This is a genomic window from Bacteroidota bacterium, from assembly GCA_040388375.1.
In the GTDB taxonomy this organism is placed as follows: Bacteria; Bacteroidota; Bacteroidia; order UKL13-3; family UKL13-3; genus JAAFJM01.
This window is the reverse complement of sequence record JAZKBU010000009.1, coordinates 1-14,816: the sequence shown is the minus strand read 5'-3', so window position 1 is coordinate 14,816 and position 14,816 is coordinate 1. Positions and strand designations below refer to the sequence as shown.

The window sequence follows — 14,816 nt, the reverse complement described above, 5'->3', positions numbered from 1 at the left end:
AATATGTTTTTTCCTATTTCATAAATGGTAAGTTTTTCATGCTTCTGCCGGCACCTTGAAACTTATTGATGGTTTTCATCATCTTACGCATTTCTTCAAATTGTTTAAGTAATTGATTTACTTGTTGAATATCTGTTCCACTACCATCAGCAATACGTTTTCTTCTTGTACCATTAATAATATCGGGAGTTTTACGCTCACCCGGGGTCATTGAATTAATAATGGCTTCAATTCCTTTAAAGGCATCATCACTGATATCAATATCTTTAATGGCTTTACCTACACCCGGAATCATAGCCATCAAATCTTTCAGGTTACCCATTTTTTTGATTTGTTGAATTTGGCTATAAAAATCTTCAAAAGTAAATTGGTCTTTTAGTAATTTCTTTTGAATTTTAGCTGCTTCTTCTTCATCAAATACGGATTGAGCGCGTTCCACTAAGGTAACAATATCACCCATACCCAAAATACGTTGTGCCATCCTATCCGGATGGAAAACATCAAGGGCTTCCATTTTTTCGCCCATACCCACAAACTTGATGGGTTTTTCAACGATTGTTTTAATTGATAAAGCGGCACCACCACGGGTATCACCATCGAGCTTGGTTAAAATAACACCTGTAAAGTCCAATACATCGTTAAAGGCTTTGGCTGTATTTACAGCATCTTGCCCGGTCATGGAATCTACTACAAATAATATTTCCTGTGGCTTAACACTTGATTTGATGTTGCCAATTTCGGCCATCATTTCTTCGTCAATACTTAAACGACCCGCAGTATCTATAATTAATATTTTGTGGTTTCCTTCTTTAGCCGCTTTTACAGCATTTTCTGCAATTTTAACCGGATTTTTGTTTTCCATTTCAAAGTACACGGGAACGTCTATTTGTTCACCTAATACTTTTAATTGCTCAATAGCAGCCGGGCGGTAAACATCGGCAGCAGCTAATAAAACGCTTTTGCCTTGTTTTTTAAAGTAGCTGGCCAGTTTAGCAGAGTGGGTAGTTTTACCACTTCCTTGTAAACCTGCCATTAATATAATACTCAATGGAGCGCTTGTATTTACTCCTTCTGATTTGCCTCCTAATAATTCAGTTAATTCATCGCTTACAATTTTAATTAACAATTGTCCTGGCGAAACGCTTGTTAATACGTTTTGTCCAAGTGCTTTTTCTCTTACTGTGTCGGTAAATTGTTTGGCTATTTTATAGTTAACGTCTGCATCAATTAAAGCTTTACGAATTTCTTTAACTGTTTCAGCAACGTTTATTTCGGTTATTTTACCTTGCCCTTTCAGGGTTTTAAACGCTTTATCTAACTTACTACTTAAATTTTCAAACATGTTGGCTAGTGACTATATTTTTGGTGGGCGAAGATACATTTTCTCATGAACTAATCAATACATTTCAAAATTAAGAAAGTGCTGTAAAACAGGGCTGTTTAGTAATAAATAGGAAGTATTTTTCATAAAAAAAGCCATTCAAATAGAATGGCTTTTTGTTTATGCTCCGATACAGCTTTTTAAATCGTGTACCTGACTTTCCCAAAGTTGTTTGGTGTATTTTTCTTCTGCTTCTTCTATAAAATCGGTAATAACCAACGAAACATCATCAGTTAATTCATCCACTGAAATTTCAAATTCTAAATATTCATCTTTAGAGGCTTCAGTCCATCTGAATTTCATTATTTTATTGTTTACTTTTTTTAGTAATTCAGCCGAGTTTTCTTCGCCATCCCATTTAAATTTATAGATATTATTTCTAATGTCAACATCGTTACAAAACCATTGGGATAGCCCGCTTGGGGTACTAATATAGTTAAATACTAATGAAGGAGATGCTTTGATTGGGAACTCCACTATTATTTGTTTTCTAGCCATGGTTAATGTTATTTAATTTAAATGCTGTTTAGCAAATATAATTTTTCAATCCACTTTACAAAGTTTATATAAAAAAAATCTTTTTAATAAGTGCTAAAGCCTTGTTTTTGCTATATTTCTTAAAATTTAAAGAAACCTCCTAACATTCCGGCTAAACCACCACCACCAATTTCTTTCAATATAGTTTGCACATCAAAAGTATTATCGTTTGGATTATTTGTTTTGCTGATAAGTTGCGTAAGTACCGTTGGAATTAAGTGTGTGCTTATACGCTTAGCTTCCGTTTCATTTATACTTAATTTGGTAGTGTAGGTCGCACTTAAGGTTGTTATTATATCGCTTACAATTTTGTTATCAGCATTAATATTATTGCTTTTAATTAACTCTGTTAACCCTGCAATATTGCCCGATGAAAATACTTTTTTAAGGTTTGTTATAATTGTTTGGGCACATTCAACAATAGCCTGTTCTTTATTTTCGGGTGTTATATTTTCATTGTTGGTAATTAAATCACCAGCGTTTTCTCTTACTAATTCTATTAGTTTATTTAACATTTTAGTGGGGTAGTTATTTTTTTAGTTTAAAATAGGCATCCAATTTTTCGGTATCAAAAGCATTTAAACATTGTGCGGCAGTTAAACCTCCTTTACGGCCAATCTGAGTACCGTAATACATGTCTTTTAAGCCTTCTATACTATGCGCATCAGGGTTAATGCACAGCATTACATTTTTGTTGAGAGCGTAATCTATGTAACGCCAATCAAGGTCCAAACGATAAGGATGCGCATTGATTTCAATAGCTACGTTATTGGCAGCGCAGGCATCAATTACTTTTTGGTGGTTAATAGGATAGCCCTGACGTAATAATAACAATCGTCCTGTCGGGTGGCCCAGTATGGTGGTGTATGGGTTTTCAATAGCTGTTATTAAACGGCTCATGGCTTTTTCTTCGTTCATTTTTAAAATACTATGAACGGAAGCTACCACATAATCAAAAGTAGCCAATACATCGTTGCTGTAATCTAGCTGACCATTGTATAAAATATCGCATTCGGTTCCTTTAAATATTTTAAATGCACTATTGGCTTTATTGAGTTTGTCTATTTCTTCTTGTTGGTTAATAATGCGCTCTTCATCTAAGCCATTGGCGTAAAAAGCAGCTTTGCTATGGTCTGCAATACCAAAATAACTATAACCCATTTGCTGGCAAGCTTTAGCCATTTCGGCAATGGTGTTTAATCCGTCACTCCAGGTAGAGTGGTTGTGCAATGCACCTTTTAAGTCGGTATATTCAATTAGTTGTGGTAGTTTGTTTTGTTTGGCGTAATCTACTTCATGTAAACCCTCTCGTAACTCAGGCTCAATATAAGGTAGGCTTATACTTGCATATATAGCTGTTTCAGTAGTTTCACTTTTATTGATTGTATTCAAATCTAACAATTGTAAATGTGCTGCACTGGCAGTTGTTTCAAACAGGTTCCATGCAAATTGTGCAGGCAAGCTTATAAATAGGCTAACTTGTATGTTTTTATATGTACCGCTTATTATATGTTGGTTGCTACTAACGTTTGTAAGTGCATTGCTTGCTTGTATTGTACTTGTTATTTCATCAATTGATTTTGCAGTAGCAGCAATTAATTCAATGCTATCAATAATTTCTAATTTACGTCTTAAGGCTCCTGTAAATGATAGGGCTTCAAACAAATTTAGTTTATTGAGTTCTTCAACCAATTCACGGGCTGTTTGTTCAGTAGTAGCGTAATGAAATTTGTTTTCGCTGGCAAACATAAACTCTATCTGGTTAATTACATTTTGTTGTGTTTTTAAACCAAATCCCTTTGCTTGTGCCAACCTGTTTTCTTTACAGGCATATAGTAGTTCTCCAATACTTTCTATTTCCAGCTCTTTCCATATTTGCGCTATTTTCTTGGGGCCAATGCCCTTTATTTTCATCATTTGCAACACACCCTCGGGTGTTTGTGCAATCAGTTCGGTTAAATCTGTAAAACTTTCGGTTTCGTTTATTTCAAAAATTTTAGCAGCTAAAGTTTTACCTACACCTTCTACTTTTTCAAGTTCGGCTATTGTTTTACCTGCTAATACAGTTGGTAATTTATCAATGCGAAATGAAGCGCTGGCAAACGATTTTATTTTAAATGGATTGCCTCCATGGAGTTCGCTTAAATCAGCATACAGTTTTAATAAGTCGGCTATATCAGAGTTAGTCATGGGTTTTAAATAAATAAGGTTTTATATGGGCTCTCCAAACATAAACAAGCATGGTTAAAATTCCAGTTATAAAAAAAATAAGGGAAACTGATCTTGGTAAATCGCCATAAAAGTCGCTGAGCATCCAAGCGCTATTGGCACAAATCCAAAAAACGATAGAAATGTTTACTATAATTAAATTAACATGTTGTTTTGATAAATACGTTACGTAAAAAGCCATAGCCAGTGTAGGTAACATCATTATAGTGCCCAACGTTTTAAATTCCATCATCCAAAACATATCTTTTATCAACCAAAAAATGACGTGCAGGTTTTCCGTTTTTCTTAATTTATCGACCACTTATTTGTTGTTATGTTTAGTAAAAATTGCGTTTGGCAATAATAATAAAAGCGATGATTGAAAATAGAAATATTTAATCAGGTAAGGCTGTATTAAAATAAAAAAGTTCCGTTCATAATAACATGAACGGAACTTTTTATAAGGAATAAACGGAGTAGCTTATTCTACCACTAATTTTTTTACAAAAACTTGTTTGTTCATTTCCACTTTTACAAAGTAAATGCCTTTAGGCAAGCTATTCATATCAACCTGTGTAGTATTATTGTTAGTTACCTCATTTGCTAATACAACAGTACCATTGGTATTGTATACTTTGTATTGCCATTCAGTAGCTCCACTTACCTGTAAAGTTACATAATCTTTAGCCGGGTTCGGATACATTTCTAAAGTAGCAGCTTCATCATTTAACTGGATAACTCTGGTTGGTAATATTTCAAACTTACCATCAAAATCAACTTGTTTTAAACGGTAGTAAATAGTTTTACTAGCAGGGTTTATAGTTGAAAGCTTATCAGTGAATTTATATTTCGATAATGAAGTAGCATTGCCATTTCCTTTTACTTGACCCAGTGCTATCCAGTTTTTATTGTCTTCGGCACGTTGCACTTCAAAGTAGTTGTTATTTATTTCTGTTGAAGTACTCCAGGTTAATAAAGCATCGTCACCTATTTTTTCGGCTTTAAAGTCAACTAGGGTTACCGGTAAGGTTGTAGCATTTGTTGTGGCTGTAGTAGGGGTTAAATAATTAACTGAACCTCCTGTTCCATTGTATTCAAATACACTAAAATGGTATTGTGTAAACAAGGCAAGACCTGTAACAGTAACTGAAGTTCCTGTTCCATTATACACTACAAAGTTTGCTGAACCAACTTGTGAACCGCTACCGTAACTGGTATTTGCGGTATAGTTGGTTTCGTCAACAGGATTGCTGGTTACAGGGTTAATGATTCTTGCAACAACAATACGTCTGCTTCCATTTCCATTGGTCCAGTTTACGGTTATACTGGTATTGGTTATTAAGCTGGTTGTAACAGTAGTTGCCTGTACTGTTGGTTCTGGAGCTAAAATACTGTTTCTGAAAACCGAAATATTGTTTGCAGTATTATTAGATGTTAATATATCAGGTCTGTTATCTCCATCAATATCGCAAATAAAAGTCGATACCACTCCGTTTGGAGTTGCAAAATTAATACCTGTACCCAATGATATAATACCTGAAACACTGTTGTTTTTATACAAGGTAATGTTGTTGGTACTGTTGTTTGCGGTAGTAATATCCACTTTCCCATCACCATCTATATCGCCCATGCCAATAGCATTAATACCACTTGCGCCTGCGGTAGAGAAATTGCTACTGCTAAAATTAACAGAACCAATAGCACTGGTATTACGTAATACAGTCATGTTGTTACCTGTATAGTTTGGTACCACTAAATCAATTTTTCCATCACCATCTATATCCGCATCGCTCATATAGAAAGGCCCGTTTCCACAGGTAAAATCATTTCTTGATGCAAGCGATGAAGTATTAATTGTTCCAACGGCTGCTATGTTTCTGAACACTGATATTTGATTGCTTCCAAAGTTGGTTACAGCAATATCCGGTTTTCCATCGCCATCTATTTCTGCAACTATAATAGATGATGGTTGTGTAAGTGTAGTAAAGTTAACCGCAGAAGCAAAGTTAATGCTATTGCTAACGCTATTGTTTTTAAACAGGGAAACACTATTTGTATTTAAGTTGGCTACAGCCATGTCAATTAATCCATCGCCATCGATGTCGCCTGTTGCTATACCATAAGGTGAAGCAGAGGCAGGTAAAGTAAAGTCAATTTTTGTGGCAAAAGTAATAGTACCCACTGCGGTGGTTGTGTTTCTGAACACCGAAACAGTATTTGAACTTAAGTTTACTGTTGCTATATCTAATTTACCGTCATTATCAAAATCGGCTACAGCTTGGAACCATGGTTGGTTAGTAGCAGCCAAGGTTATTGCTGAAGTAAATGATGAAGTGGTGATAGGTCCTGGCGAAGCAAGGTTTCTATATACATTGATATTATTAGCACCTGAATTAGCTACATACATATCGGGTTTACCATCGTTATCAAAATCGGCTAAAGTAGCTCCGCGCACTCCGTTTAAACCGGTTATAATATCAGCACGGGTTGCTAAACTAGCTGTTGTAATAGTACCGTTACCGGTAAAAGTAGGTGTAAATAACAAAGCACTTAAGGTAGTAAAATTGCCTACGGTTAAGCTAATTTGATTATTGATAGCACCACCTGGTACGGTAACTTGTAATTGACTACTTGATGCACTTGTAACGGTTGCTTTTACTGAACCAAAATACACAATATTATTAGCCGCTGTAGTACTAAAGTTATTTCCGTTAATAGTAACAGTTGTACCAACACCGGCTGCAAGAGGTGAGAATGAAGTAATATTCGGACAAGCAATTACATTGATAAGGGTATAGTTAGTACTTATGCTGCTGGGGTTAGATGATACAATCCTGATACGGTAATTTGAACTGCTGAATAAGCTATTTGGTAAAGTACCATTGATGGTGCCTGAACTGGTTGAAATAACCGAACCTAAATTAGCAGGGCTTGCAAAACTTCCACTGCTATCAGATAACTGGGCTGTAAATACATTACCCAATGAGAATAAACCTGAAGGTGCTGTATAAGGAATGGTTACCGATGAGCCGGAACAAAATGATGAAGTTCCAACACTTCCAACTGAAAAAGTTGGTGTTGTATTTTGCCATATATAAACATTATTGTTTCCGTAACCGGTTGCTGCAATATCTATTTTACCGTCATTGTTAAAGTCGCCCACTTCTGTTCCTACCAAAGTTCCAGTAGTAGATGAAACGGTGTAGGCGCTGTTAAATGCAATAGTACTGGTCGATACATTTCTTAATACACTTAAATAACCCGATTGAGAGCTGTTTACCAAGTCTATTTTGTTATCACCATCAATATCCATAGCTACTAAACCGTATGAACCTGAATTGGTAATAGGTGCTGCTTGTGAAGTAAATGAACCCGCTGTTAAATTACCACTGGTATAATTGTTTCTATAAACAGTTATAAAAGAAGAACTATAATTGGCTATGGCAATATCTGTTTTGCCATCATTATCAAAATCATTTGCTGCAATGAAATAAGAACTTGTTCCATTGCTTAAACTTATGGTAGTAAATAAAGAACTTCCAATTACAGCTCCGGTATTTCTTAAAATATTGAATGCACTGCTTCCAAATGTTAATGCAATATCCATTTTACCGTCATTATCAAAATCGGCCGGAGTACAGAAATATCCACCACTAGAAACAGTTATGTCTGCTCTTGTAAATGATGATTGTATAATATTACCTTGAGCAGTAGCATTTTTAAATACATACATAATATTTGTTGATGTTGTTGCTATTATTTCTGGTTTACCATCATTATCTAAATCGGCAATACAGCCACTGTATAATGCAGCAGGAGTAGTAATATCAATAACAGTAGCAAAGGTTATATTACCTGTTGCAGTGGTTGTATTTTTTAAAATAGAAAGACCTGAATTGGTAAATACCATTACATCTAGCTTCCCGTCACCATCCATATCTGCTACTTTAACAAAATTACTGGTATTGGTTAAATTAATATCAGTTCTACTTGGAAATGCAGAGACATTGATATTACCGATTGAATAAAAGTTTCTGTAAATAGAGACAGAATTGTTGTTACCACAACTTACCATATCTGTTTTACCATCATTATCTAAATCTCCGGTAGCCATTGATAATGGTTGCGTATTACCGGATATACCAACAAAAGGGATACTGAAATTATTGCTGCTAAATGTAGCACTTGCACCGGCAAAGGTGGTATTAAAAGGTTTGTTATAACTGGCAGTTAAGTTATTACTTAAATTAGTTACCGAAATGCTTTTATAATTATTACCAAAAGGGTTAGTAGCAGTAATACTAGTAGCGGTGGCAGCAGTAACCGTAGCTTTAACTGCACCAAAATATACTATATTATTATTTAACGTAGTGCTGAAATTAGAACCGTTAATAGTAACCGTTGTTCCTATATCGCCACTTAACGGGCTTATACTGGTAATAGTAGGGCAATTGTTCAATGTAATGGTATTTGCGCTGCTGGCTGAAATAACGGCAGGGCTGGTAGATATAACGCGTATTAAATAATTGCTGCTAACATTTAATCCGGTTGGGATAATAGCATTAATAGTACCTGACGTAGTAGCAATGGCAGAACCAATACTAATAGGAGATGCAAAACTTCCATTTTCATCAGATAACTGGATAGAGAATATATTACCTGGGTTAAAAGTTAATGTAGCTGTATAAGGTATAGCTACCGTTGAGCCCGAACAAACTTGTGATGGTGCTGAGCCTATAGCCAGCGTAGGTGTGTTATTAGGAAAAACTGCAACGGTACCATTACCATATAAAGTGGCAATTATTTCCGGTTTTAAATTACCATCAATATCGCAAATGGCAATATTGGTTGGTTGTGTTGATGTACCTAAAGCCCCATCAACCCTGGTTGCAAATGAAGCAGAAGTAATGGTTCCTGAAGTATAATTATTGGCAAATAATGATACAGTTCCTGCTGTAAAGTTGGCTACTGCAATATCCGGTTTGCCATTTCCATCTATATCACCTGCAGCTACTCCCCAAGGTCCGTTACCCGTAGTTAAATCAACTCTTGTTGCTAAACTGATGGTACCAACGATTGAAGTATTTTCAAAAATAGAAACCGAGTTTGATGTTTGGTTGGTTACTAAAATCTCTACTTTACCATCAGCATTTAAATCGGTAAAAGTTAAAACGCGTGGCGATACTTGTGTAGCAAAGCTGCTTGCTGTTGCAAATGAAATGCTTCCTGCAGTACTTGTGTTTTTGTATATGAATATAGTATTGGCAGTATTATTTATTACTACCATATCTTGTTTTTTATCACCATCAATGTCTTTAAAAGCAATAAATACAGGGCCAGAACCAACAGTTTGATCAATACGTGATGCAAATGACGAAGTATTTAATACACCGCCTGAGCCAATATTTCTAAATATAGATACATTGTTAGTGCTGAAATTTGCAGAGGCAATATCTGTTTTACCATCACCATCAATATCAGTATAAGCAATACCCGTTCCACTTGAAGCAATCGTTAAATCGAATCTTGTTCCAAAACTTACTGCATTACCTGTGGTTGTATTTTTTTGAACTGACAAAGTAGAAACGTTATTGTTAACGGTTAATAAATCTTTTAAACCGTCACCATCTAAATCTACCATTTGGCTTGCCCATGCAGTTCCTGCGGTAGCTTGTGCAGTACCACCTGCAAAACTGCTTACATTAATAATACCTGCAGTTGCTGTATTTTTCAGGAATATATTGTTACTTGGGTTAGAAGGACCATTAATAGGAACAATAATATCCGGTTTACCATCGTTGGTTATATCACATGCCTCAACTGTTAATGGACTTGTTCCCAATGAAAAACTGGTAGAAGCACCAAGAGTTGAAGAGTTAATGATTCCATTGCCCACAAATGTTGGACTAAAATGTTGTGATGAGTAAGCAATATTTGCTAATACCGTTACTGAAACATTGGCCTCAGTAGCTGATACAGGAACTGTAGCAGTTAAAGTTGTTGTTGTGGCACCGGTTACTATAGCTTTTTGTGCACCAAAATAAACTATGTTTTCAGCCAGTATAGGGCTAAAGTTGGTACCTGTTATCGTAATCTGTGCTCCCGGGCTTGCAACTCTTGGACTTATTGAAGTAATACTGGCCGGAATAATTATTCTGACAGCCGCGCTAACATCGGAAATAAAGCCGGGCGAAGTAGATATAATACGAATTCTGTAATTAAGGCCCGGTATAGCATTGCCGGGAATAGTACCAGTTATTGTATTAGACGAGGTACCTATAATAGAACCCAAATTAACAGGGCTTGCAAAGCTGCCACTGCTATCAGATAGTTGGGCTGTAAAAATATTACCTGGATTTATTGTTAAGGTTGATGTAAAAGGAATACTGATACTGGCACCTGCATTAAAAACAGTAGTGGATAAAGTATTTACCCTGAATACACCTATTTGATTTTTAAAAAAGGTAATACCAGATGTGTTTGATGGAGAAACAAAAGTCAAATCACTTCTATTGTCGTTATCCAAGTCGCAAATGGCCGGTGTAGCTCCAGCAAAATTAAGTGTACTTACATCAACTCTTGTTTGTAACGACAGTGAATTAATGGATCCTAAGGTAAAATTATTTTGCCAAACACTAAAGTAAGAAGCATTATTATATACTACAACAATATCAGGTTTACCATCACCGTTTAATTCGCCTACTCTTACGTTTGAAGGAGAGCCACTGCCTATCGTAGCATAGTCAACACGTGTATTGAATGATGCTGTAGATAAGGAAGCCGTAGAACCGCTATTTTTGAAAATAGAAATAGAATTGATATTTTGATTCACCACCACTATATCCGTTTTACCATCACCGTCAAAGTCAGCCACATCTATATCGTAAGGGCTTGAAGCCGTAGGAATACTAACAGCAGTACCAAAAGCGATGGTTCCTGATGTACAGTTGTTTTTAAATATGCTTAAGTTATTCGAAGAAAGATTGGCGGTAATAATTTCTTTTTTCCCATCGTTATCAATATCGGCAATGGCCATACCATAAGGAGAACTACCGGTACTATAAGTAATTGTTGGAGCAAATAAAACTGTACCCGGGTAACCGGTGTTTCTTAATACACTCACTGTATAATTGCTGTAATTACTAAAAACAAAGTCAGCCTTTCCATCACCATCCAAATCACTGGCATCAAAGAAATAAGGTGCATTGATAGTATAATCATACCTGCCACTTAGCATGGCAGTAGAGTATACCGTTGTATTTTTAGGAATTAAATTTCTGATAACAGAAAAAGAACTGATACCCGGATTGGTCAGTACAAAATCTAATTTTCCATTTCCATCAGCATCGGCCACAAATAAATTTTGTGCATACACACTAACCGCTATTACTAATGGTGGAGCAAAGCTACTACCACTTAATGAAGCGGTATTGCCAATGTTTTTAAATAAATATAATTGCCCGTTATTATTTAATGCTGCAAGGTCCATTTTACCATCTTCATCTAAATCAATAGGTAAAACTTTATAGAAAAAATTACTGGTACTTAACTGTGTTTGAATGGTAAAACTTGTTGAGTTATTAATAGGTGCAGCATTAGTAAATGTAGGTAAAAAAGCATTTTGATAAAAAGCAGTCAAACCATTTGTATTTACAGTAATAGGTCTGTTAACTATACCCTGAGGCACATTTACAACCAGTCTGTTGGCTAATGCACTTACTATATTTGCATTTACACTTCCGTAGGTTACCGTATTATTAGCCGCTGTCGTATTAAAGTTGGTTCCGTAAATAGTATCAAGTGTACCAATAGGTCCAATAATTGGCGAAATAGATGTAATAGTTGGCAATGGGCCTAAAACAGGTGGAGGAACAGGTGTACCAATAGTAATATCATAATCCTCAGTTTCTCCTGATCCAAAAGTAGTACAGGCATCTGTTGAACCATTGTTGTTGGAAGTAGCCCTTGTTCTAATCCTCATTCTAGTTAATGCATTTACTGCATTGGAAGGAACAGTAATGTTAACAGAAGCTGAAGGCGAAAAACTAGTTCCCAACTGAGTCCACTCAGACGCATCAAGAACCTGGTCACTATTAAAATCGATCCAAACAGAACCAATGGCAGTTGCAGCTACACTTACCGTAAGCGTATAAGTATTGCCCGGTGTAAGGGTAGTGGTTGAAGCACCCGAAGGTGAATAGTAATTATACCCATTCGTACCAGCACACACATTGGATGCGTTTAATGTGTTAAAAGTTACCTGTGTTATCTCAGGACTTAAACATCCTCCATTACTTGGAGTACAATACTGGGCATTTGAGCTTAAGTTTGCTAAAAGTAGAGCTGCTAACAATAAAAATGTAGCTTTAATATTCATATAGTATTTAAGTTTATTTATTTTTAGATTAAAAGGTGCAAAGTAATAAATTAGACTTTAATTACTGATAGAAACAGTACATTGTTTTAAAGTTTTACAAAAGGCATTAACTGTTTGGCAATGAGCTGAAATTAGTTGCTAAATGGAGGGTATAAAAACAAAAAAGCCTTGAAAATATCAAGGCTTTAAATGGGGTGGAATATGGGGCTCGAACCCACGACCTCCTGAACCACAATCAGGCGCTCTAACCAGCTGAGCTAAAACCACCGTTTTAATTTTGTTGGGTTGCAAAAGTATGTTTATTTTAAAAAAAAGCAATACAATTTTTTAAGATTATTTCAAGTGTTTGGTTTATAATAATATGGTGTTGGTATTATTGATACTGCTTGAGAAAAGTAGTGTTATGAGCGTTGAATAATCACATCATTTTTAGTCCAATAGCACATAGTATATAAAATAAAAAAGCCAAAGCAATTATGCTTTGGCTTTTTAGTATCCATTTAAAAACAGTTTATTAGCTAGAAGCCATTGAGTTTTTAAAACGTTTACGGTCATTCTCGTTTAAGTGAATTTTACGTAAACGTAATGATTTAGGTGTAATTTCTACGTACTCATCACCTTGAATATATTCCATACATTCTTCTAATGAGAAGTTAATTTTTGGCGCAATACGGGTTTTATCATCAGTTCCTGATGCACGCATATTGGTTAATTTTTTCTCTTTGGTAATGTTTACCACTAAGTCGTCCTGGCGATTGTTTTCACCAATAATCTGACCCATGTAAATTTCGTCACCGGCTTCTACGAAGAAACTACCTCTGTCTTGTAATTTATCAATAGAGTAAGCAATGGCAGTACCTTGCTCACCACTAATCATAACACCAGCTAAACGAGAAGGTATTGGACCTTTCCAAGGCTCAAATGCTTTGAAACGGTGAGCCATAATAGCCTCACCGGCAGTAGCAGTTAATACGTTGTTACGTAAACCAATAATACCACGCGAAGGAATTTCAAATTCTAAATGGGTTAAATCACCTTTAGGCTCCATTATTATCATATCGCCTTTACGTTGACTTACTAATTCAATTACTTTACCTGATACTTCCAAAGGAACATCAACGGTAAGAATCTCCATAGGCTCACATTTAACGCCATCAATTTCTTTTATAATTACTTGTGGTTGTCCAACTTGTAATTCGTAACCTTCACGTCTCATGGTTTCAATTAAAACCGATAAGTGAAGAATACCTCTGCCAAAAACTAAATAAGAATCCGCTTGTCCTGTTTCTTCAACGCGTAATGCTAAGTTTTTCTCTAATTCACGGAACAAACGGTCACGTAAATGGCGAGAAGTAACAAATTTTCCATCTTTACCAAAGAAAGGAGAGTTATTGATACAGAATAACATATTCATAGTTGGCTCATCAATATTAATTGGTGTTAAGCCTTCCGGATTTTCAAAATCAGCAACAGTATCACCAATTTCGAAACCTTCAATACCCATAATAGCACAAATATCTCCGGCACCTACTTCTTCTACTTTCATTTTACCTAAGCCTTCAAAAACGTAAAGTTCTTTTACACGTGATTTTTGTACTGAACCATCGCGTTTTACTAAGCTAATAGGTTGATTTACTTTTATACTGCCACGTAAAATACGTCCAATAGCTATCCTTCCGGTAAATGAAGAATAATCCAGTGAAGTAATTTGCATTTGTAAATTACCTTCTTCCACGTGTGGTTCAGGAATTTCAGAAATAATATCATCTAATAATGATGTAAAGTCTTCAGTAGGATTTTTCCAATCTCTACCCATCCAACCTTGTTTAGAGCTACCATAAATAGTATGGAAGTCTAATTGTGCTTCAGTTGCATCTAAATTAAAGAATAAATCAAAAACAGCATCGTGAATTTCATCAGGACGGCAGTTTGGTTTATCTACTTTGTTAATAACTACAATAGGTTTTTTACCTAATGCCAACGCTTTTTGTAATACAAAACGAGTTTGTGGCATCGGGCCTTCAAAAGCATCTACTAATAATAATACACCGTCAGCCATGTTTAATACACGCTCTACCTCACCGCCAAAATCCGCGTGACCAGGGGTATCAATAATATTAATTTTGTAACCTTTGTATTGTACCGAAATATTTTTTGCTAAAATGGTAATACCACGTTCGCGCTCTAAATCGTTATTATCTAGTATTAAATCGCCTGTTTGTTGGTTTTCGCGGAAAAGTTGTGTTTGATGTAAGATCTTATCAACCAATGTAGTTTTCCCGTGATCTACGTGGGCAATAATAGCTATGTTTC

Annotated in this window: 7 protein-coding genes and 1 tRNA gene; all 8 read right to left on the bottom strand. The window is 35.6% G+C overall.

The annotated features are described in order from the left end of the window. Positions 1-13: 13 nt before the first annotated feature. On the bottom strand, positions 14-1,342 hold the full coding sequence (gene ffh, locus V4538_13890; GenBank protein ID MES2382133.1) for a signal recognition particle protein: 1,329 nt from the start codon (positions 1,340-1,342) through the stop codon (positions 14-16). Between the two features lie 159 nt (positions 1,343-1,501). Then, positions 1,502-1,879, bottom strand: coding sequence for an START-like domain-containing protein (locus V4538_13885; GenBank protein ID MES2382132.1), 378 nt, complete (start codon positions 1,877-1,879; stop codon positions 1,502-1,504). 119 nt (positions 1,880-1,998) lie between these two features. Next, entirely contained in the window at positions 1,999-2,433 is a 435-nt protein-coding gene (locus V4538_13880) for a hypothetical protein (protein MES2382131.1), read from the bottom strand. Between the two features lie 13 nt (positions 2,434-2,446). Then, complete coding sequence (locus V4538_13875) at positions 2,447-4,108, bottom strand: PHP domain-containing protein (protein MES2382130.1); 1,662 nt, start codon at positions 4,106-4,108, stop codon at positions 2,447-2,449. Continuing rightward, the gene (locus tag V4538_13870; protein ID MES2382129.1) at positions 4,101-4,448 is read right to left on the bottom strand and encodes a hypothetical protein; all 348 of its coding nucleotides are present in this window, start codon (positions 4,446-4,448) and stop codon (positions 4,101-4,103) included. Before V4538_13870 ends, V4538_13875 begins: the two co-directional genes overlap by 8 nt. A 159-nt stretch (positions 4,449-4,607) precedes the next feature. Then, on the bottom strand, positions 4,608-12,503 hold the full coding sequence (locus tag V4538_13865; GenBank protein MES2382128.1) for an FG-GAP-like repeat-containing protein: 7,896 nt from the start codon (positions 12,501-12,503) through the stop codon (positions 4,608-4,610). 190 nt (positions 12,504-12,693) lie between these two features. Continuing rightward, positions 12,694-12,770, bottom strand: a tRNA-His gene (locus V4538_13860). 247 nt (positions 12,771-13,017) lie between these two features. Next, on the bottom strand, positions 13,018-14,816 hold a 1,799-nt coding region (typA, locus tag V4538_13855), incomplete at its 5' end, for a translational GTPase TypA (protein MES2382127.1).